The organism is Stieleria varia, assembly GCF_038443385.1.
Taxonomy (GTDB): domain Bacteria; phylum Planctomycetota; class Planctomycetia; order Pirellulales; family Pirellulaceae; genus Stieleria; species Stieleria varia.
This window is the reverse complement of the sequence record NZ_CP151726.1, coordinates 6,861,412-6,881,741: the sequence shown is the minus strand read 5'-3', so window position 1 is coordinate 6,881,741 and position 20,330 is coordinate 6,861,412. Positions and strand designations below refer to the sequence as shown.

Genomic DNA, 20,330 nt, shown 5'->3' with positions numbered 1-20,330 from the left:
AACGGAACAAAACCGAACGGCCAGTTTAGTCCATTTCACGATGCGATGGTGCGAACGTCACGATTGCCACAATCCGTTCGATTGATCTTGAAGTCGTCTGACGGTCTGGAATTCCACCACATTGGGATGTCGGCGATCCGACCGGCAAATGCGGCGACCTAGGTTTCAACTGGATATTCTGCTACCCGCACCATTGCTCACTCCTCTCCCGCCCCTCCCGCCCTGATGAACACTCATAGAGCCTTGCGAAAACAACGCAAATCAGCGAACAATCGCATCGGAGTGGCCGTCGCTGAGTTGGCTGTTTGTCTGCCGGTGCTGGCATTTCTGTTCTTTGCCACGGTCGAGACTTGCCGGATGCTGCAGTTAAAGCAGAACGTCACGATGACGGCCTATGAGGGAGCACGTATCGGGATCGTGCCTGGCGTCAGCGCCAGCATTGTTCAATCCCAATGCACGATGTTGTTGGATGATCGCGATATTCGAAACTATCAGATCACACTGAATCCCTCTGATCCGTCCACGCTAGAGATCGGAGACAACTTCTCCGTGACCGTCAGCGTACCCTTCGCCGACAACTCTCTGTTCGGCAACGCGGCATTTACCAATACGACGGTCACCGACACGATCGTGATGCGTGCTGAGTAATTCACAGCGGCGGTGGTGTGTTTCATCCATTTCTTTCCAAAGTGACTCCATGACTCGAACAGTTGCATTGAGCCCTTCACGAAAACGTTTGTCACGCCGGCGACAAGCGGCCACCATGGTGGCTGTCGTTGCACTGCTGCCGTTGTTGTTCATTCTCGCTGCGATGGTGATCAATCTTTCGTACATTCAGATGATCAGCGGCAAAGCTCAAATTGTGACGGACATCGCCGCACGCGCGGCGGGACGTGCTTTTGTGGAGACCGGTAGCGAGTCCGCCGCGTTGGCGGCCGCTCAAACCATGGCAGAGCTCAATCCGATCCAGTCCAGCGAGTTGACGTTCGCCGAGGGTGACTTGGAATTTGGCATCAGTTCGCGAAACGCAAAGAACAAAGCTTACACGTTTTCCAATGCCCCCAACGGAAACTCGGTTCGAGTGACCACGGCCGCTTTTGCCGACGGCGCGGGCGACGCTTTGACTCCGTTCTTCAGTGCCTTTGGTGCCAATTTTGAAATTCGTCCCAGGTGCACCGCCACGAACACACAGACCACTTTGGACGTGTCGGTGATTGTCGACCGCAGCGGTTCGATGAAGTTTGCGGCGAACGAGTCGAGCGGTTCTGGAACTCCAGCCTCCCAGCCGGCGGGCTGGTCTTGGGGCGATCCGGCACCGCCCAACAGTCGCTGGTTGGATTTGGCATTCTCTGTTACGGCGTTCTGCGAGGAGCTGGACGCGACTGGAAAAATCGAAAAGGTCGGTCTGGTCAGCTATGCCAGCGATGTGACAAGAGAAGTCGACTTGACCGACGACTACACCGGAATCAATGCGGCACTCAGCGCGATCAGCCAGTCGTTCAACGGTGGCGCGACGAGTGTCGGCGATGGAATCGTGGAAGGGATTGCCGCGGTGACGCACCCGTCTCTTGCTCGCCCCTGGGCGAGTAACGCGTTGGTTCTGATGAGTGATGGGATTCACAACACCGGCACGGATCCGTTGGTGGCCATCCAAGGAGCAATCGACCGTCAGATCCCGATCTACACTGTCAGTTTCAGCAACGAAGCCGATCAGCTCTTGATGCGGGAGATCGCAGACAGAACCGGTGGAAAGCACTATCACGCAAATACGTCTTTGGAGCTCGCTGAGGCGTTTCGCAAGATCGCCCGCCGACTTCCCAGCATGTTGACTGAGTAAAACCACATGATGTCCCGAACAAGAATACAGACACGCACCGGTGCCGCAGCGGTAGAGTTTGCCGTCGCGATCACCGTGCTCTTGATGATTGTGTTTGCATCGATTGAGTTTGGTCGACTCAATTTGCTAAAGCATTCTGTCGAGCATGCTTCCTATCTCGCAGCTCGCCGCGCCGTGATCGTGGGTGCAAGCTCCAGCGATGCCGAGCAGGTCGCAAAGGATCATTTGAATGATCTGAATCTGACCGGAGCGACCGTCGTCGTTTCGCCTGGAAAACTCGACGATGACACACAAATGGTGGACGTGCAGGTGACGTTGCCAGTGAGTGGAAACTCGTGGGTTTCGCCCGTTTACTTCACAGGTGACATCTCTGGTCGCACTCGGATGTATTCCGAACGCGTGGCCGCCGACATGGCCAACGCCGTGGGAGCCGCGTCGGGTCCCTAGTGTTCTGGGACGGCGAAGAGTTAGGGTTGGCCGTAGTGGATCTTGTCAAAGATCCCGCCGCTGCAGGATCTTTAACAAGATCCACTAACCTTGAGCCGCTGCAGGATCTTTAACAAGATCCACTACCCTTGAGTTAATGAGTACTTAGACTCACTTTGTGAACTCAAGCCAGCCGAACTTCTGGGGTTCGTGAGCGGTTCGCGTTGCAGTTGGGCTCCATCCCAGGAACGCGTTGGCGGCGTTGTCGTGACGGTAGAAGTTGACTCGCCACCGATCGCCGGCGGTCGGCACTTTCGACGTGATCTTCTCGATCGGGATGCGGACCTCGGTCGTCCAAATCTTTTGCTCGTTGTCCAGCTTCACCGCCGATTGCATTTCGCTGCTCCATTGGAAATCTTTTTCCGGGAGCTTCAGTTTCAAGTCCAGCGTCTCGCCGTTGGGTGCCCACTCGTACTCGGTATAGTGATTGATAGTGGAGGGATCTGGGGCAATGAACGCTTCGACGACGTCGTCCTCCCACAGTCCAAAGCGTTCACCTGTTGCGTCATCTGGCCCCATTTGCAATTGGGTGTAGGGGGCGACAAAGCCCAAGTAGAGATATTTGGGACTGCACAACACACGCACTTGGGTGCTGATATTCGGCATCGGTGTCGCGCGATCAATCGTGTATTCGATCCGCGCTGGTTGTGTCGTCTGCCAAACTTCGTCGTCGAGTTTTCCATCGGGCACAAAATCTGATTCGATCAACTTGGCTCGCAGAGTCGGCAGAGGAAAGCGGCGGACAAACAATCGACGCGCGTTGTCGAAGTAGACTTTGCGGAGCACGTCTGTTGGCAGATTAATGCTGCTGATCGTCCAATCGCCTTGGATGGGCGTCATGTGGGGCCAGTTGCGGTCGGCCGTCTCAAAGAATCGCCACGACTTTTCGTAAAAGACCACCGCGTCATAATCGCTCGGCCGCTCGTCATCGCCGGCCGAGCCAAGAATCAAACGCTGATGGGTTTGAAAATCAGTGCCGAACAACAATCGGTCTTGATGTTTGATGAAAAGAGCTCGCAGCTTCTCCGGGGGATGTCGCCCGATTTCCGGGATACGTGCCGCAATGTCCGCGAAAAGATTCGGATGACGATCAAGCTGCTCATCCACCCAGTCAATCTCTTCGGCGTTATTTGCAAAGTGAACGGCGATGAAGGTGGTTTCGGGATGTCGCTCCATCACACGGCTCAATTGCTCAAGCAGCTCCTCTCGTTTGGGGTATCGTTTTGGATCGCCGAACCACCAGTTCGGATGATCGCGAAGCTCGGCCCATCGCTCATTCGTCTCGTCGCGTGGCAGCCAGAAGGCTTTGGGGTCGGCGACATGAATCGAAACGGGCATCTTGAGTTCACCACATTTGGCCCAGACCGCATCGAGTTTGGGATCATCGACACGAATCAATTCGCCGTTGCCATCGCGTAGGAACAGCCCCAGACGCTTGAACTCCTTCAGTCCCGCGGCACCCAATTCGTGTCCACGTTGCACTTGTGCGGCTGCTCGGACGCTCCAATCCGGTGAGTCCCATCCGCTGTAGTCGATCAGCATGTGGTGCATGAATCGTCCTGGCGCGATTTCTTCGGACAGACTCATTGCCCGTTCCAGGGCGGATCGTCCGTTGGGGTCATTCTGTGGCGGAGTCACCGTTCCGCTGCCCAGTTCGATAGCGATACCAACACCGACTTCATCCAGTATGCGAACCGCGCGGGTGTATCGATCCGCCGTTGGGCTGACGTGGGTGTGAACGTCCACAATCCGCCGCTCCGCGCGCCAGGCACTTGGATCATTGGTCGTCACGTTCGGATGGGTGGCCGCTGGCCTGGCGACGCCAGGGTCTTGACCGTGTGCTGCAGAGAGACAGCCAATCATGGTCACAGTGGTAACTGCGGCAGTGATCACAGCAGGCCGTAAATCAGCCAGCAAATCAAGCAGGACGTTGCCAAGACGGAAGGCAGACTTTTTCATTCGCATGCTCATTCTTGTCTTCATGTGGAGTCTCACCGTTGCAGCGTTTCGGGGCATCAGTCGGCAAACAGTGCGTGGGCAAACGATTTGGCGTCAAATTCGGCGATGTCCTCGATGCCTTCGCCGAGTCCGACGAACTTGACGGGCAATTGGAACTGTTTACGAATCGGCAGGATAACCCCGCCTCGGGCCGAACCGTCCAATTTTGCCAGCACGATGCCTGTGCAACCGGCGACTTCACTGAACCCCTTAGCTTGCGACAAAGCGTTTTGCCCGGCGGTCGAGTCCAGCACCAGCAGCACCTCGTGTGGGGCGTCCTCAATCTTCTTTCCCACGACGCGACGGATTTTGTCGAGTTCCTGCATCAACTTTGTTTGCGTCTGCAGGCGGCCCGCGGTATCGATGATCGCCACATCGGATTGCATCTCGATGGCTTTTTCGATCGTCTGAAACGCCACGCTGGCGGGGTCGGCGCCGCTGGCACCGGTGACGATGTCGCATCCGATTCGCTCGGACCAGATGGTCAATTGTTGAACGGCCGCGGCGCGGAACGTGTCTCCTGCGCCGAGCATCACTTTTTTGCCTGAGTTGTGCAGGAAGTACGCGAGCTTGCCGATCGAAGTGGTCTTGCCGCTGCCGTTGACGCCCACCACCAAGATCACCGTCGGTTTACCGCTCAGGTTCAGCGGAGCGGCTTGCTGTTCCAGCATCGTCTGGACTTGCTGGGTGATCGAATCCAAGACTTCTTCAAAATGGACGACGCGACCGCGAAAACGGGTCGCGATTTCATCACGGATTTCTTCGGCCGGGCCGTTGCCCATGTCGGTGCGGATCAGTCGTGCAAAAAGCTGTTCCAGAAACTCTTCGTCCACGAGCCGCCCTTCGCTCTTGAACAGGTCGCGGATGTCGGTGTTCAAGGCGCGGCGTGTTTTGGACAACCCGGCCTTCATCCTCGCCAGGATGCCGGTCGGCTTGGCCGCGGGTGGTTTTTGCGGCGTGGTTGACGGTTCGGCTGAGTTTTCCGGCTGCGTTGATTCTTTCTTAGATCGCCAAAATGCCATCAGAGTAATCGTTTTCTGTGTGGGAGAGAGACGGACTGGCAAGGGGATTTTGCGCCAAGTCATGCGGATCGGGTAGGCGGTTAAGAGTAAGCGATTGCCGGCTGGCGAGCTTCCCCTTCTTTAGAGCCCCCGATTCACGGTGTTTTTGACGGTTTGACGCCACCGATTGGTCCTCAATTCCGGACAAACGGAACAATCGGCACGACAATTCGTCTTTGCCTTAGCGGGAGATGCGGCACAACAATGCCAGCAGGCGCGGCTCTCGTCAAATTGGCACGCTGTCGGGGCAGTAAACAGGCAAAACGTTTGACAGCTCACCGATACCATGCTTGACGACAGAGGCGGCTCGTCAGGAAGTCAAAAAGTGTGAGTGCCCTGATTCGGCCGACTTTGGCCGGGGCGGGAGCGATCACTCAAATTTTTCTAGTGGATGGTTGGAATTTCCCAATCATCTACTGGGCAGTCGCCTAGCAACTGATGTGGTTGCCCTGCACAAAAACCCAATATGGAAATTCGGGAGATTTCAAAGCTATGAAGCTCAGCAAACTTGCCATGCTAGCTGCCATCGCGTGCGCATCGTACGCAGGTAACGCCACGGCTGGCGGAAACGATACAATTCAACTTGTTTCACATTGTGCTGCTGCATGTGACTGTGGCGAACCCGCCTGCGGTTGCGAAGCAGCAGACCTCGGCTGCTGTGACACGGACTCCGCATGCTGCGACAGCGGCTGTGACGGTGGCTGTGACAGCGGATGCGGACTCGGTATTGGCGATTGCCTGACCGGTGGCGACTGCTGCTTGGGTGACCCCTGGTCGCTCTTCGGCACCGAAGGAGCCTACTCGGTCGGCGGTTGGATCCAAATGGGATACCACTCCAAAGCCGTTCCTTTGTTCAACAGCCGTCCGGACAACTTCCAGCTTCACCAAGCTTGGTTGTACGCCGAACGAGCCATTGACACCTCGTGCGGTTTCGATATCGGTGGACGTATCGACTACGTTTACGGTACCGACGGACCGGACACCCAAGCCTTCGGCACGGGAAATCGTGGATGGGACAACTCCTGGGATCACGGCAACGACTACGGTCACGCCATCCCTCAGTTGTACATGGAAGCCGGTTACGGAGACATGTCGGTCAAGGTCGGTCACTTCTACACCCTGATCGGGTACGAAGTGGTTACCGCCCCCGATAACTTCTTCTACAGCCACGCTTACACGATGTACAACAGCGAGCCTTTCACCCACACCGGTGTTTTGGGCACGTACAACGCTAGCGATGACTTGACCGTTTGGGGTGGATACACCCTCGGTTGGGACAGCGGTTTCGACGACAACGGCGACAACTTCCTCGGTGGTTTCTCGGCTTCGGTAAGCGACAGCTTGACGCTGACCTACGCCACCACCATCGGACGTTTCGGCGAAGCTCGTTTCCAAGGTGTTGAGAAAGGCTACATGCAGTCGATCGTCGCTGACTTCGCACTGTCTGACAAGCTGAACTACGTCTTCCAAACAGACTACTTGGATACCGAAGACAACACCGGTGCAACCGTTCGCGAAACGTTTGATATCAACCAGTACCTGCTCTACTCGGTCAACGATTGCTTGGGCTACGGAGCTCGCTTCGAGTGGTACAACGAAGAAGGCGTTTTCTCACCAGTTGGAACCTCGGCCGACATTTACGCTCTGACCTTGGGCGTGAACTACAAGCCGCACGCCAACGTCATCGTTCGCCCCGAAGTTCGCTTCGACTGGGATGACGACCAAGTCGCCGGCCTGGAAGACGGAACCGACCAAACGACCTTCGGTTTCGACACGATCTTCCTGTTCTAAGCATCTCACTGAAATCTGCTTTGTCAGGGCATGATGGGCCGACCGTCGCTTCCAAGCGACGGCCGGCCTTTTTTTGCGCGCAGACGCCGCTTTCTGTCGCGATCGCACTGCAAATCCCGCGTGACCGTCACGGCTTAACATTGCGTGTGAAAATAGGGCGAGTTGGTGGACTGGGTTTTTCGGTTCGTGTGGATTTTTCCGATTGTTCGTCCCGATACGACCAGCACGGAGGCTCTGTCAGCGACAGGGCGACCGAATTGGGCAATGCGGCGGATCCCGATGACGACGGCCAAATGGTCGACGTCGAAGGAACGTTGCCCGGATCGGTGATCTCCTCACGACTTTGAACACCAACGAAACTTTGGCACAAGACGCACGCGACGGGGTACCCAGAGCGTGGTGGCGAGCCGGTCTCTTGCCCAACGGGAACAAGAATAATGAAACGCAAACTATTGGCCGCCCTGATCATGATGTGCAGCGGTGCTGCCGTGTCGGCCGCGGACGCGAACCACGCTTACTATCAACCTGGAATGGGCATGGGCGAGCAGGTCGCTCAAGTCAGCCATTGTGATCATGACGCCGGCTGCGGCTGTGAAGTGCCGTGCGACTGTGATCCCGGATGCGGCGTGGAACCAGGATGTGGATTGGAGCCGGCTGATTGCGGATGCGAGGCCCCCGGTTGCGATGGCGGATGTGACGGAGGTTGCGGCGGCGGTTGTCCGATGTCCATCTTCGGCGGCGACTGCGATCTAGGAGATCCGTTCTCCCTGTTCGGCGAGGCCGGAGCTTGGTCCGCAGGTGGCTGGGTGCAGCTGGGGTATCACACCGACGCATTGCCACTGTTCAACAGCCGACCGGACAACGTTCAACTGCATCAAATGTGGCTGTACGCCGAAAAGTCGATCGACACCTCGTGCGGCTTTGATGTCGGTGGACGGATCGACTACGTCTACGGTACCGACGGACCAGACACCCAGGCGTTCGGCCTTTCCAATGGACATTGGGACAGCAGTTGGACCAACGGCAACGACTATGGTCACGCGATCCCGCAGTTGTATCTGGAAGCCGGATATGGTGACCTGTCGTTCAAAGTCGGTCACTTCTACACCTTGATCGGTTACGAAGTCGTCACGGCCCCGGACAACTTTTTCTACAGCCACGCGTACACGATGTACAACAGCGAGCCTTTCACTCACACCGGCGTGCTGGGGACGTACAACGCGAGCGATGACGTCACCGTGTGGGGCGGTTATACACTTGGTTGGGACAGCGGATTCGAAGACAACGGGGACTCGTTCCTCGGTGGATTGTCATTGTCTCTGACTGACGACGTCAGCTTGACCTATGCGGCGATCGGCGGCCGGTTCAACAAGGAACCCGGCGAGCGAGGCTACATGCAGTCGTTGGTATTGGACGTTGCTGTTACGGACAACCTGCAGTACGTCTTCCAAACCGACTACCTGGATTCGACCGACGCAAATGGAGCGACCGTTCGCAACACCTTTGACATCAACCAGTACGCGATCTACACGATCAACGACTGCTTGGCCGCCGGTGCTCGCTTTGAGTGGTACAACGAATCAGGCGTGTATACTCCCATCAATGATGAGTCGGACATCTACGCTCTGACATTGGGTACGAACATCAAACCGCACGCCAACGTGCTGATTCGCCCCGAAGTCAGATTCGATTGGGACAGCGATGAAGTCGCCGGTCTGGAGGAAGGCTCTGACCAAACGACTTTCGGCATCGATACGATCCTGCTGTTCTAAGAAACAGGCATCAATCAACGATTCCCGCTCAACCGGCGTGCTCTGCAACAGACCACGTCGGTTGTTTTTTTGTGCCATCATGGTCGCCAGGCAAGGTGTCGGTTACGATTTCGTTGACGACCGTCGGCCCCATCATCGAACCATCTGCTGCTTAAATACATCGTGCTACATCTGCAATCCGCATCGACCCGACGTTGGCTGGATCAAGTTGACTCGAACCTGGACGAAGTCCTGATCGATCACGCACACTGCGAACGCAAGGCGGCGTCCACGGCAATGAATTTGATGAATTCCTACACGGAGCATCGCGAACTCTGCCGCGAGATGACTCGGATCGTGGAGGAGGAGTTGGAGCATTTTCATATGGTCCTAGAGATACTGGACAAGCGAGGGATCGTCTTTCGTCGATTGGCGAGCGGTCACTATGGACGCGAGCTCAACGCGTTGACTCGCAGTCAGGAACCAGACAGAGCAGTCGATCGTTTGCTCGTCGCGTCGTTGATCGAAGCCCGCAGTTGTGAGCGATTTCGATTGCTCGCCGAGCACATTCGCCCTCGCGAACCTGAGCTCGCAGATTTCTATGCCGGTCTGTTCGAGAGCGAAGCAAGGCATCACACCACGTATGTCCAGCTTGCAGAACAGTTTGCCGATCGCGAAACGGTGCGACAGAGACTGGACCAACTGTCGCAGTGCGAATCTGAAATCATCGCCAAAGGCAGCGGCTTGGCGCGAATGCACAGCTAGCGAGTTTCACACTCGCAGTTTACCTCGGTCTCCCAATGCATCGCAGAACCAGAGGCATTGTTTCACGCTGTGCAACTTGAAAAACCGGCAATCCATGTCGCTGGTCGCTGCCTCTGGTCAACGCCGTGTTTGCTTGACCGCCCGTGACTTCGGTGCGTACCGTTGTGTCAGCCAAATGGCCAAATCATTGCGGGCGACAGGAAAGTGCCCGCCGTCAATGTGCCCGCCGTCAGTGTGCCCGCCGTCAGTGTGCCCGCTTTCAAGGTGCCCGCTGTCAAGGTGACCGCCGTCGTGGTCGCCCAGTGCGTACACGACGTTTCATTCGGATGGATCCGGCAAGGCAATCTCGCTGTCTTGAGCGACTCAGTTGAGTCGACTTCACGGAGTCAATACGGATGTACCAATCACACGCTACACAAACACCAGCACGAGTTCTGCTTCGGTTCTGCACCACGTTTGCGCTGGTCGCGCTGGTCGACTTGTCCAGTGGAATCGTTTCTCCCTCCGCGTGGGCAGCCGGCTCGTCGATCGAGTTCGACATGCCACAGGTTGTCGCAGGAGTTTGCAGTGATCGCCCCGATGGCGGCCGACAAGTTCAGGTGGAACTGCGGCTCTCGTCACTGGTCTCAGGGGGATCTGGGTCAAAAGTGGATCAATGGATCATTCGATGCACGCCGCAAAGTCGTATCACGGTGTTGGACTACGACCCCAAGACGGAACTGCACAGTGGCGTCGAGGGACCGATCAAAGTGACCCAGACGCGTGAGGACGTCGATTCATTCGGTATCGCCGCGGACATCAACTACAGCCATCTGGCCCGCGGTCATGTCGGTATGGACGACCAACAGAAACGGATCAACTCACAGCAATACGATCGCGTCGCCCCTCTACATACCGTGATGGCATCGGGAACGATCAATCGAGGTCACGGCGTGTTTTTTAAACTTCGTGAGACGCCGACATTGGTCTTGGAGGGCGAAAAACGTTTCCATGTGACATTCGCGATCCCCGATGGTTGGCGAGGCGACTTGCTCGACGTCACCGTGCATGCTCAACAGGACACGATGACATTCGCAGGTGATGTCAAAGCCGAGACCGTGCAAATGAATCACTTCGTCGTCGCGGTCTACTGTGCCGGTGATGTTCAAGCACGTGAGCTTGCCGAACAACTCGCTCGCAACGAACGACGCTTGCGTGAATTGGCGTCCAAGTCAACTCCGCGGACACCACCCTGGAAACAGGCTTTGGAGTCGCTGACACCGTGGAACGACTCGGACGGTATGGAACACTCGAACTGGCTGGACCGTTTGCTCGCCGGTGCGGCTGATCCAATGATCGACAAAACCATCAGTCGCTTGCAGATGCCCGTGCGGGTCGCCGTTTTGGAGTACGACGACACCCGCAAAGCGTTTCGTGAACTCGGTGCAGAACAATCCATCCAAGGCGAATCGGGCGTATCCGATGAAAAGTTGGTCAGTACGGCAAACTGATTCCGTTGTTCAGCGGATTCAATTGTTGCTAAATCCGATCGCCAACAGAGGGTCGCGTCCCAGGGGATTCTTGAGAAACTGTCGGTGACAGTCTTCGCACAAATCGTATTGTTCCCTGTCCACCGTCTCGACGGAATCATCGATATCGATGGCCTCGTTCAAACTTTCCAACTCCAAATGCAACTCGGCTAATTGATCGACTTCTTCGTCGTACACGCCCATCGCGTCATCGGCGGTTTGTACGTCGATCGTCACGACGTAACGCACTTGAGTATTCGGATCGATCTTCTGTTTGCATCGATCGCAGGTGTAGTGGATCATCCTGTGAACTATCCCGCTACTGAATGGAGGAGTTCGTGGCGACGTGATCGGCCCGAGCACGATCGTGATAATCAATGAATGAAGTCACCGCGATTAAGTTCTATGTTACTGACGCCAGGCAAGCAGTCGCAAGCGAAAACAATCGCGCAATTTCAGCAATGTTTTTTCACTTGACAGCGACTGCGGGGCGTCTTAGGGCCGTCAACAAATAGGTTGCCGACCCTGGAACAACGCGAGAGATGGCGTGAGGAACCGCACTGTAGGTTTTCCGGATGAAAGACCAATACCGTTGAACGAAGCACCCGGCGGTGGCGTTTTCGTTTAACCGGTAGCCGTAGGCGACGCTCAACGCAGTACGACCTACCCTTCGGGCGAGGGTTAAACGAAATGGAACGGTGTTGGATGAAAGACCAGTCACCAAGACGCTGGAAATCTGGGCGTTAGATGTCAGGCCGCAAAGTTAGGTTTACGGTTCTGAATTGGTCAGAAATCTTGGTCCTGAGGCAAACGAACTTCCACTAACATTCCCGGCAGGAAATCTTTCTGCAGATCCCCGAGCTTGCGATCGTCCAGGATCTTGAGCGGATAGCCTCGCTTTTTCGCTTCGACCAGCAGGCGTTCGATGGCGGGACGATGGCCGTATGCCAGGAGACACCTTCCGCCGGGATTGAGATGCTTTGGCAAACCGTCCAAGATCGAATCCATCAAGGCAAAACCCGGATCATAAAAGGCGTGGTCGGCCGGACGAGCCACGCTGCCGTCTTCCCAAGGTGGATTGGAGAGGATCAGGTCAAAACGTTCGCCAGGTTTGATCACCGAAAAACCGCCGGGCGATGCTTTGTCCACCTTTCGAAAATCGATCAGCGGATCGACTTGCAGCATCGCCGCGTTGTACCGTGCATTGGCGACAGCCGCCGGGTTGATGTCGGTGGCGACAACTTTGTCGGCATTGTTCTGAGCGCACAGGATTGCCAACAAGCCGGACCCTGTACCGATTTCCAAAACGGTACGTCCGCTGACGATCTGGTCTTCGCAAATCAACTTTCTCAACGAACCCGTGTCGTCAGGTTCCCAAAACACACTTTCAAACTGAACGATCTCGCCGTATTGAAGCTCTGGCAATTCCCACGTTTGGATCACGTCATAGTCGTAGTCCAGATCCTCGCGGACCTTCCTACCGCAAGCCGACACACATGCCATAGAGACCAGCACGAGCATCGTGATTGGCAGGCGATGGAACATTGGAAATTTCATTGGAATGCTGACTCGATCGCACGTCGATATTGGTCGTCACTGAAATCAAAGATATCACGCATGCGAGCCAGCGTGTCAGACTGCAGCGTGTTCATTTCGCCGTGGGCGGTGGCGGCCAGAAACATCACCCCCAAGGCTTCCGCACGCTGCTGGGTGTCCCATCGGCGAGACAAGGTCCAGGCATAGTTGACAGCGCTGATCCGGTTTTCTTGAGCGATCGAACACCAACGTCCCAACGTTTCACGGTCCACCGGTTCGCCCGACAGCCGAATCGCAATGTCGTGTAGCACCGCGATTTCTACTTCGTCGATCGTCTCGTCAATCAGCACCACCAGAATCGCAGCGTGAAAGGCTTGATATTCAAAACTCTCCCGGTCGATGGTGGGTTGCCCAGGTGTGCGAAAGTGCATCACCGACTGATCCCAGCGTTGGCCGCATTCGTCGCACTGAATGTAGCGTTGCGCGTCGCCGATGGGCACGGTCGGGATGAAGTAAACCGTCAGGAATGGCCGGCGAGAGCGCAAGCAATATGGCTGGTCACACCGGCAGTTCGGGCAATAGAACTGACCACGATCTCGCGTCCGAGTCAGATTGGTGGTGCCGATGAAGATCATCGCGGTTGTTGGGCTTTGGCGTTCTTAAACGATTTTGTCGATTCGTACCGGCGACTTTGCCGATAGACCACTATGTGAATCCTGGCAATCACGTCGATCCCTCGTGCCAGGACCGTCAGCCTTCATGACCAGGCATGTGCGATGCGGATAGATACTCAACGATTTGGCACCATTCACTTGGAACAAGACCAGCTTTTCTTGTTCCCCAGTGGCCTGGTAGGGATGGAAATGTTGCGTCAATGGGCGCTGCTGCCGGACCCCAGTAATCCATCGGTCGCATGGCTGCAATCGGCGGCTCGGGGGGACCGGGCATTGGCAGTGGTCAGCCCGCGAGCCTTTTACGCGGACTATCGCGTGGAAGTTTCACGGCGTGATCTGGCCTGTTTGCACCTTAGCGCAGAAGCCGAATTGTACGTGCTGTCCACGCTGTCGGGGCACTCCGGACGCATGACCACGAATCTCAGGGCCCCGATCCTGCTGAACTTGAGTCGCCGACTGGGCTGCCAAATTGTTACGGCAGAATCCTACCCGATCCAGTATGCACTGCCCACGCGTCGTAACGACACCGCAGCGTCTGATACACGACCAACTGGCGTTGCGACCAAAATCGCCGCCCGACGAGCCGCCTAGCTCGGATCATTCACGCGACTCTCTCTAGTGCTGCGATTTTGAATTGACCTTGATTGGAAACGAAGCAAATACCAGCACGAAGCGCAAGCGAGTGAATAAAACGCCGTGAATCACTCGCTTGCGCTTCGTGCTGGTATCAAAGCTCAACTCGCGATCTTGGCACAAGTGCTTCGTCCAGTCTTAGAACGCGGGTTCGATCAATGAGCCGTTTTGGCGTTAGCCACGGTTTTCGCTTAGAACGCGGGTTCGATCAATGAGCCGTTTTGGCGTTAGCCACGGTTTTCGCTTAGAACGCGGGTTCGATCAATGAGCCGTTTTGGCGTTAGCCACGGTTTTCGCTTAGAACGCGGATTCGATCAATGAGCCGTTTTGGCGTTAGCCACGGTTTTCGCTTAGAACGCGGATTCGATCAATGAGCCGTTTTGGCGTTAGCCACGGTTTTCGCTTAGAACGCGGGTTCGATCAATGAGCCGTTTTGGCGTTAGCCACGGTTTTCGCTTAGAACGCGAGTTCGATCAATGAGCCGTTTTGGCGTTAGCCACGGTTTTCGCGACTCAACCGTGGCTATCGTCAAAACGGCTAACCCCAAAATCAAGTCTGGACGATGCACTAGGCTTCGCAATACGCTTTCACAAAGCGGCTCTTACGCGGACGGGTGCGAAAACAGTCTGCTCCCATCAGCCGCCACGCGATAGCGTCCGGTTCTCACGCCTGTAATCCGGAACCGGACGCTATCGCGTGCCGGCTGATGAATCATCCGGGCTAGCCCCATGGGCATCCATTGGCCGCATCGCGTTGGCGAGCGTCTCGTTTTCCAGAACGAGCATGAGATCCACCTCCCCACCGCTGGCAAACTCTTTCGCCACTTCTTGTTCGGACGGTCGGTTCCATTGCGAGGCTCGCAGCGACTCTGAGGCACGCGAACCAAAATCTATGTAGGAGCGACACATGATCGACCGGTTGTAGGGGCTCAAGACGCGTTGCCATGCCGTCTTTCCCAACAACCGCATCGCCGAGATGAATCTGCATGATCGGCATGGCCCTATCTGCAAAGAACGATATCAAATTCTTCTGCAGTTGCGCCGATGCTAACCGTGTCGAGGGTGGTTCGCTCAAAATCGAATCACGCTCAACGCCGCCGAATGCGTGCCCGAGCAACACTCCCTTTGACGCTCAGTGTGTTCGACGGTCTCGTTAGCAGTCTCCCAATTCCCACTCATTCAGATGATGTTGAGGCCATAATGCTGGTCCTATCCCGACACCGCGACGAAAGCATCATGATCGGCGACGACGTCGTCGTGACGATCGTAGATATCCGTGGTGATAAAGTCCGATTAGGCATCGAAGCTCCGCAGTCGATCCCGGTCCATCGCCAAGAAGTCTACGAGGCGATCCAACGTGAAAACCGTCGCGCAACGCAGACGGGTGCCAATGCGACCAAAGACGTACGACCGCCTGGCGATAAATAGCGATCCGACAGTGGGCTCAGCGAAATCTCGCTGGCTTACTGATCGATCGTCGGATTATCGTCCAAATCGCCCTCGGTGATCATCGTGAATCCTTTTTCGCGAAGTGTCTCCATGGCGGTGTCGATATTCTCGACCATGATGGCGACCGCAGGACGTCCCAAGGGACGGACAATGAGTGGATAAGTCTGAATGATGTTCAGCTCGGCTTGCAGCAGGGCGGTGCAGACGCGCAAGAACGGTTGTGGCCCATCGGGCAATTGAACTCCGATCAAATCGGTTTCGATCAATGCCAATCCACTGCGTTCCAGAATCTCACGACCACGGTCCGCGTCACTGACCAGGAAACGCACAAAGGCGCATTCCGCCGCGTCGTTGATCGACAGGGCGCAGATGCGAATTCCCGTGCCCTCGAACCGTCGCACGACCTCCAGCAGCTGACCGACCCGATTCTCTAGAAAAATCGTAAACTGTCGGAGCGCGGGGAAATCTTTGCCGCGGAGCGTTTCAAATCGGGTTCCTGCTCCGCCTCCACCACTATCTGACCCATTCCCCATGTCAGATCCATCACCTGATCCCATCTGCTCGCTCGTGTTGTTGAGGGTGTGGCAACCATCCGACAATCCCTAGCCGGCGTACAGCAGGAAGTGTAGGCTTTTTTGCTCCGACCGGTCAATTCAAACCCCGTCGCTGCGGGCTGTTGATGCAGTGCGTCGCGCAATTCTCTTGAGCCGATGGCGCTAGCCACGGGCTTCGAAGGGTTGAGCCACGGGCTTCGAAGGGTTGGATCATTACCATAAGGCCCGTGGCTAGCGCCGTCGGCTCACTAAGTCGACAGTCTGCTTGTTCCACTGAAACGGTCTCATCGTCGGGCGATTGGAGAGCCCGCCAAATACGAGTGTTCGTGAATTTCTCTCGTTTTGCCGCATATTCTCGTCTGCCGGACGCGTCATGGCCACGTCTAAGCCGATTGCCGACTCCTCGTCTCCGTTGTCCCCTTTTCACACGCAGATTCGGGTCGCCTATCACGAAACCGATGGGCAACGTCGAGTCCACCACGCCAACTATCTCAACTATTTCGAACGCGGACGAGTGGAAATGCTCCGAGCGGCCGGAATCCTCTACAAAGCCGTCGAAGACGCTGGCCGGATTCTGGTGGTCACCGAAATGAATGTCCGTTACCACGCCGCAGCCGAGTTTGACGACCATCTGGACTTGATCACGGAAGTCATCGAGGTGCGGAAGGTGCGAATCCGCCATCGTTACCGAATCCTGCGTGGCGATGAACTGATCGTGGAAGCCGAGTCGACGATCGCTTGTCTGGACAGCCAAGGACGCCCATCGCGTCTGCCGCCAGAGTTCCTTGGCTAACGGCTGATGACTCGCAGTTGACGTGCTATCCTGGCGACTCATCGACCGACCTCGTCACGGAAACATGTACGCTGGCGAAGTCACCGTTTCATGACCTCAGATCGGAGCTAGTTGAGTGAAAAGCCGTGTAGCGATGACGATTGGATGCGCACTGACATTTGTTTCTTTGGTGTCAGCTCAACAACGCCCCGCCCTGCAAGGCTCAGACGGTTCGACCCAGTTGGTGCTTGATGCCGGCGGCTTTTCCGGCGAAGTCAACGGGCTCCGGTTTTCGCCGGACGGTCGCGAAATCATCGTCGGCGGAGAAAAATTGGTCCGCTGTTGGGACATCGCATCGGGTGACCTGAGGTGGACGTTGCGCGGTCAGCGGGGGACGGCTTCACTGGGCAACGTCGGCGATCTGTGTGTAACAAACGACACGCTGACTGTCGGCATCCAGGGACTGGGCGAAACCTTTCGCGACTACGACTATCAAACACTGCCTCCAACGTTCCTGCGAACTCAGGGAATGAAGAACGTCGCCATCAATCGTGTGGTTCGATCCGCCGATGGACGACACATCGCTTTTCACGGCGTGGACTTGAAAGGCGACCAGCCCAAACGAAGTATCTTTTCATTCGATACCCAAGCCAACCGCATGACGATTCGGCTTGATTGCGAATTCATCACCTACCTCGGTTTTCCCACGAGCGATTCGCATCTCTACGGCTTTACCGATCGAGGTGCCTTTGCCTTTGATGCCGTCACTGGTCAAACCGTTGAAAATGGTGGCCATCTGCCGGCGATTCAAGCGGCCAATCGACTGATTGTCGATTCGTTGCCCTACGAAGCCAAACCCGCTTTCTTTGAGCCGATGATAGAGCAGCAAATGATCGTCGTCTCCGCGATCGGAGAATCCAACGGTGCACCCAAATACATCGTTGCGACATGCAACATGAGCGATGGCAAGCCGGTCGGTGTCTACGAAAAACACAGGTACCTGCCGTCACGGCCGGCTGTCAGTCCCGACGGCAAGCTGATCGCGGCTGGTGACACGCTGGGCGAAATTCATGTGTGGGAAGCAGCAACGGGGAACCCGGTCCGCGTATTCAAAAGCGGCACGCGACCGATCTGGGATGTCGGGTTCGATGAAACCGGAACCAAGATCGGCTTCGGCATTCGGCCCAATCAAGGCAAAGAGTGGAGGACGAACCATTGGTCCGAGCTGGACCAAGTCTTCGATCTTGTCAAACGGCGGATCGTCCCCGCATCAGGAGAGACTTTTCGCCAAGAACTCATCAATGATGGTCAGCGCTGGATCAAGTCCACCAAAGACAAGACGATTGAGACGCTGAATTTCCAACTGGAGATGCAGGACCAAACAAGCAGCCCGATCGCCAAGGGCAAAGTCTACGACAGCTACATCTGGACGTATTCCCTGTTGCGGTCACTTGGCCAAGCTCAGCCGGGGTCCTTTGCATTTGCGGATCGCAATATCGTCTTTCTCGGTTTTCCGACTCAGGGGGTTCTGGTCAACCATGCGATGATGATGGGGCACGAGGAAAGCGTGACCGCGATGAGCGAATCTAGCGATGGACGCTTCTTGGCGACCTCCGGGATGGATGGCACCATTCGGATTTGGAACCTGGAACGGTTTGGGCAATCCGGAACGGTGGACTTGGATATCTCGTTTGAAAACGGATTGATTCACCAAGTCGCTGCCGGCGGAGCTTCTGAAAAAGCAGGTGTGAAACCGGGAGATTATCTGCTCAAGATTGGTGACGTCGATGTCTCGGAAATCGGCCAGTTGTCTGCCGACAATCGTTTTCCATACATGCCGGGCGACAAAGTCACTCTTACCTTGCGACGCGGAGAGGAGAACTACCAAGCCGATGTCGAACTGATCCGCGATCCCATGCTCCGCGCCCGCTTGCTGTTGAGCCTGTTTATTTCACGTGACAACGAATGGGTATTGTGGACGCCCGAGGGCTACTACGACGCCTCGCCACGCGGCGACTCCTTGATCGGCTGGCACGTCAATCGAGGATGGGATCAGGCAGCGGACTATTATCCCGCACGCCTGTTTCAAGAAAACTTCTATCGACCTGATGTCATTGACCAAGTCCTGGTTCTTGGCAATACCAGCGAAGCCATCGCGGCGGCCAATGCCCAACAAGCCCGGCCGCCCAAACCGATGGACCTCCGGGACAAACAGCAAATGAACGAAGTTCAGCCACCCAGTATCCAGATCGTTTCTCCTCAAACAGGTTCGCTCGTCCAAGATGAAACGGTCATTGTTGAAGTCCAATGCGCATCCACCGGCATGCCGATACGTGAAGTCCGCGTGCTGGTCAATGGCATCGCCGTGGGCAAACCGATTCTTCCATCAGCAGAATCACTACAGGCTCCCTTGAAACAAACCGTCACGTTGACTCCTGGCAGGAACGTTTTGACCGCCGTCGCGCTGACGCCAGCCGCTCGCAGCGTTTCCAACGAAGTCATCGTGGAGCTTGAGCAGAATGTACCTGAGCCGACGATTCTCAAATCCAAACTCTTTGTGCTTTCGGTGGGCGTCTCGCAATTCCAGCATGAAGAATACAACTTGAACTTTGCCGATAACGACGCAACCGAGTTTGCCAAGCTCTTCGCGGAGCGACAGTCTGGTCTGTATCGTGACGTCCAGTCCAAGTTGCTGGTCAACCAAGACGCCACTCGCCAAGGCATTTTGGACGCGATGGATTGGCTGGTCGAGAATTGCCAACCCACTGACGTCGCTGTCATGTTCGTTTCCTCCCACGGCGTGCGTGATGCTCGCGACAACTACTATTTCGCGCCTCACGACTTGGACGTTGAGCGGATGCGAAGCACCGGGTTGCGTTGGAGTGAAGTCCAAGCGTTGATCGAAGACCTGCCATGCAAGTTCCTACTGTTCGCGGATACCTGTCACAGCGGCGGAGTCAGCGGCGGGCAAGGCTCGATTCGTGATCCACTGCGAAGCCTGGCGCAAGAAGAAGTCGGTGCGGTGGTGTTTTGCTCTTCGCTCCCTCGAGAGGAAAGTCTGGAACGTCCCGACTGGGGGCACGGCGCATTCACCAAAGCCATCTTGGATGCCGCTGCCGACCGGGATTCCGATTTGGACAAACCGGGCGACGGACTGCTGACCCTGTCGGAGATTCAATTCAATCTCAGCCGCAGGGTCAAGAAATTGACCAACGACGCCCAGCATCCCGTCATCCTGCAACCACCCACCGTCAGCGACTTCAACGTCCTGTCGATCAGCACCCCCTAGCAAGCGCATCTAGCAGCCCGCGCTGGTGTCCAGGCTTCAGCCGCTCAGCACTGCACGCCCCCAAACCAATGCCCCGATCTCCCTCAAATCCCAGCGAACCCAGACGAGGCCGGATCTGTGGGAGAATGCCTTGAAGATGAGGGATGCACGAAAACCCATATGCCACCCCACATAGCAACGTCTCTCGGGACGGTAGACGCTATTTTCGTTTCAGAGGGACGATATCG

Annotated in this window: 19 protein-coding genes; 12 read left to right on the top strand and 7 right to left on the bottom strand. The window is 56.1% G+C overall.

Going from position 1 to position 20,330, the window contains the following annotated elements; all coding sequences use genetic code 11:
• Positions 1-225: 225 nt before the first annotated feature.
• Genes Pla52nx_RS23060 through Pla52nx_RS23050 form a run of 3 tightly spaced genes read left to right on the top strand, consistent with a single transcriptional unit; the run spans position 226 to position 2,284 of the window.
• Positions 226-648, top strand: coding sequence for a TadE/TadG family type IV pilus assembly protein (locus Pla52nx_RS23060; RefSeq protein WP_146523303.1), 423 nt, complete (start codon positions 226-228; stop codon positions 646-648).
• A 49-nt stretch (positions 649-697) separates the two neighbouring features.
• Positions 698-1,837: a vWA domain-containing protein gene (locus Pla52nx_RS23055; protein WP_146523304.1), complete on the top strand. Its 1,140-nt coding sequence runs from the start codon at positions 698-700 to the stop codon at positions 1,835-1,837.
• Between the two features lie 6 nt (positions 1,838-1,843).
• A complete protein-coding gene (locus Pla52nx_RS23050) occupies positions 1,844-2,284 on the top strand; it encodes a TadE/TadG family type IV pilus assembly protein (RefSeq protein WP_146523305.1) in 441 nt (146 codons plus the stop codon).
• A gap of 150 nt (positions 2,285-2,434) precedes the next feature.
• On the opposite strand, the gene Pla52nx_RS23045 is transcribed toward Pla52nx_RS23050, so the two are convergent.
• Positions 2,435-4,282: an amidohydrolase family protein gene (locus Pla52nx_RS23045; RefSeq protein ID WP_197455082.1), complete on the bottom strand. Its 1,848-nt coding sequence runs from the start codon at positions 4,280-4,282 to the stop codon at positions 2,435-2,437.
• 56 nt (positions 4,283-4,338) lie between these two features.
• Entirely contained in the window at positions 4,339-5,343 is a 1,005-nt protein-coding gene (gene ftsY / locus Pla52nx_RS23040) for a signal recognition particle-docking protein FtsY (RefSeq protein ID WP_146523307.1), read from the bottom strand.
• 531 nt (positions 5,344-5,874) lie between these two features.
• On the opposite strand from ftsY, the gene Pla52nx_RS23035 reads away from it, so the two are divergent.
• From Pla52nx_RS23035 to Pla52nx_RS23015, 5 genes are all read left to right on the top strand, one after another.
• Positions 5,875-7,173 (top strand): porin, encoded by a 1,299-nt coding sequence (locus tag Pla52nx_RS23035; RefSeq protein ID WP_146523308.1) that lies wholly within the window; start codon positions 5,875-5,877, stop codon positions 7,171-7,173.
• 140 nt (positions 7,174-7,313) lie between these two features.
• Positions 7,314-7,520, top strand: coding sequence for a hypothetical protein (locus Pla52nx_RS23030; protein ID WP_342190227.1), 207 nt, complete (start codon positions 7,314-7,316; stop codon positions 7,518-7,520).
• A 90-nt stretch (positions 7,521-7,610) separates the two neighbouring features.
• Positions 7,611-8,945 (top strand): porin, encoded by a 1,335-nt coding sequence (locus tag Pla52nx_RS23025; protein WP_231742763.1) that lies wholly within the window; start codon positions 7,611-7,613, stop codon positions 8,943-8,945.
• Positions 8,946-9,107: 162 nt separating this feature from the next.
• Positions 9,108-9,689: a tRNA-(ms[2]io[6]A)-hydroxylase gene (locus Pla52nx_RS23020; RefSeq protein WP_146523310.1), complete on the top strand. Its 582-nt coding sequence runs from the start codon at positions 9,108-9,110 to the stop codon at positions 9,687-9,689.
• 395 nt (positions 9,690-10,084) lie between these two features.
• The gene (locus Pla52nx_RS23015) at positions 10,085-11,179 is read left to right on the top strand and encodes a hypothetical protein (RefSeq protein WP_146523311.1); all 1,095 of its coding nucleotides are present in this window, start codon (positions 10,085-10,087) and stop codon (positions 11,177-11,179) included.
• 18 nt (positions 11,180-11,197) lie between these two features.
• Here the strand turns inward: Pla52nx_RS23015 and Pla52nx_RS23010 are convergent, their stop codons facing one another.
• The 3 genes from Pla52nx_RS23010 to Pla52nx_RS23000 all read right to left on the bottom strand — a co-directional run bounded on the left by Pla52nx_RS23010 (position 11,198) and on the right by Pla52nx_RS23000 (position 13,368).
• Positions 11,198-11,500 carry a hypothetical protein gene (locus Pla52nx_RS23010; protein ID WP_146523312.1) on the bottom strand — a complete coding sequence of 101 codons (303 nt, stop codon included), beginning with the start codon at positions 11,498-11,500 and terminating at the stop codon, positions 11,198-11,200.
• A gap of 483 nt (positions 11,501-11,983) precedes the next feature.
• Positions 11,984-12,754 (bottom strand): methyltransferase, encoded by a 771-nt coding sequence (locus tag Pla52nx_RS23005; RefSeq protein WP_146523313.1) that lies wholly within the window; start codon positions 12,752-12,754, stop codon positions 11,984-11,986.
• A complete protein-coding gene (locus Pla52nx_RS23000) occupies positions 12,751-13,368 on the bottom strand; it encodes a TerB family tellurite resistance protein (RefSeq protein WP_146523314.1) in 618 nt (205 codons plus the stop codon). Before Pla52nx_RS23000 ends, Pla52nx_RS23005 begins: the two co-directional genes overlap by 4 nt.
• A gap of 141 nt (positions 13,369-13,509) precedes the next feature.
• On the opposite strand from Pla52nx_RS23000, the gene fliW reads away from it, so the two are divergent.
• On the top strand, positions 13,510-13,998 hold the full coding sequence (gene fliW, locus Pla52nx_RS22995) for a flagellar assembly protein FliW (protein ID WP_146523315.1): 489 nt from the start codon (positions 13,510-13,512) through the stop codon (positions 13,996-13,998).
• A gap of 731 nt (positions 13,999-14,729) precedes the next feature.
• Here fliW and Pla52nx_RS22990 read toward each other — a convergent pair.
• Positions 14,730-14,948: a hypothetical protein gene (locus tag Pla52nx_RS22990; RefSeq protein WP_146523316.1), complete on the bottom strand. Its 219-nt coding sequence runs from the start codon at positions 14,946-14,948 to the stop codon at positions 14,730-14,732.
• Positions 14,949-15,239: 291 nt separating this feature from the next.
• Here Pla52nx_RS22990 and csrA point away from each other — a divergent pair, with 291 nt between their 5' ends.
• Positions 15,240-15,467, top strand: coding sequence for a carbon storage regulator CsrA (gene csrA / locus Pla52nx_RS22985; RefSeq protein ID WP_146523317.1), 228 nt, complete (start codon positions 15,240-15,242; stop codon positions 15,465-15,467).
• A 35-nt stretch (positions 15,468-15,502) separates the two neighbouring features.
• Here the strand turns inward: csrA and Pla52nx_RS22980 are convergent, their stop codons facing one another.
• Positions 15,503-16,021 carry an acetolactate synthase gene (locus tag Pla52nx_RS22980; RefSeq protein WP_146523318.1) on the bottom strand — a complete coding sequence of 173 codons (519 nt, stop codon included), beginning with the start codon at positions 16,019-16,021 and terminating at the stop codon, positions 15,503-15,505.
• Between the two features lie 394 nt (positions 16,022-16,415).
• Between Pla52nx_RS22980 and Pla52nx_RS22975 the strand changes: the two genes are divergently transcribed.
• Positions 16,416-16,835: an acyl-CoA thioesterase gene (locus Pla52nx_RS22975; protein ID WP_146523319.1), complete on the top strand. Its 420-nt coding sequence runs from the start codon at positions 16,416-16,418 to the stop codon at positions 16,833-16,835.
• 115 nt (positions 16,836-16,950) lie between these two features.
• Positions 16,951-20,103, top strand: coding sequence for a caspase family protein (locus Pla52nx_RS22970; RefSeq protein WP_146523320.1), 3,153 nt, complete (start codon positions 16,951-16,953; stop codon positions 20,101-20,103).
• Positions 20,104-20,330: the final 227 nt, after the last annotated feature.

Excerpts from the sequence above, each read along its gene's own strand:
- Pla52nx_RS23055 (WP_146523304.1), top strand. The coding sequence starts at position 698 with ATGACTCGAACAGTTGCATTGAGCCCTTCACGAAAACGTTTGTCACGC.
- Pla52nx_RS23005 (WP_146523313.1), bottom strand. The coding sequence starts at position 12,754 with ATGAAATTTCCAATGTTCCATCGCCTGCCAATCACGATGCTCGTGCTG.
- Pla52nx_RS23035 (WP_146523308.1), top strand. The coding sequence starts at position 5,875 with ATGAAGCTCAGCAAACTTGCCATGCTAGCTGCCATCGCGTGCGCATCG.
- fliW (WP_146523315.1), top strand. The coding sequence starts at position 13,510 with ATGCGGATAGATACTCAACGATTTGGCACCATTCACTTGGAACAAGAC.
- Pla52nx_RS23050 (WP_146523305.1), top strand. The coding sequence starts at position 1,844 with ATGATGTCCCGAACAAGAATACAGACACGCACCGGTGCCGCAGCGGTA.
- Pla52nx_RS23015 (WP_146523311.1), top strand. The coding sequence starts at position 10,085 with ATGTACCAATCACACGCTACACAAACACCAGCACGAGTTCTGCTTCGG.
- Pla52nx_RS23010 (WP_146523312.1), bottom strand. The coding sequence starts at position 11,500 with ATGATCCACTACACCTGCGATCGATGCAAACAGAAGATCGATCCGAAT.
- Pla52nx_RS23060 (WP_146523303.1), top strand. The coding sequence starts at position 226 with ATGAACACTCATAGAGCCTTGCGAAAACAACGCAAATCAGCGAACAAT.
- Pla52nx_RS23025 (WP_231742763.1), top strand. The coding sequence starts at position 7,611 with ATGAAACGCAAACTATTGGCCGCCCTGATCATGATGTGCAGCGGTGCT.
- Pla52nx_RS22980 (WP_146523318.1), bottom strand. The coding sequence starts at position 16,021 with ATGGGGAATGGGTCAGATAGTGGTGGAGGCGGAGCAGGAACCCGATTT.
- ftsY (WP_146523307.1), bottom strand. The coding sequence starts at position 5,343 with ATGGCATTTTGGCGATCTAAGAAAGAATCAACGCAGCCGGAAAACTCA.
- Pla52nx_RS23000 (WP_146523314.1), bottom strand. The coding sequence starts at position 13,368 with ATGATCTTCATCGGCACCACCAATCTGACTCGGACGCGAGATCGTGGT.
- csrA (WP_146523317.1), top strand. The coding sequence starts at position 15,240 with ATGCTGGTCCTATCCCGACACCGCGACGAAAGCATCATGATCGGCGAC.
- Pla52nx_RS22990 (WP_146523316.1), bottom strand. The coding sequence starts at position 14,948 with ATGTGTCGCTCCTACATAGATTTTGGTTCGCGTGCCTCAGAGTCGCTG.
- Pla52nx_RS23045 (WP_197455082.1), bottom strand. The coding sequence starts at position 4,282 with ATGAAAAAGTCTGCCTTCCGTCTTGGCAACGTCCTGCTTGATTTGCTG.
- Pla52nx_RS22975 (WP_146523319.1), top strand. The coding sequence starts at position 16,416 with ATGGCCACGTCTAAGCCGATTGCCGACTCCTCGTCTCCGTTGTCCCCT.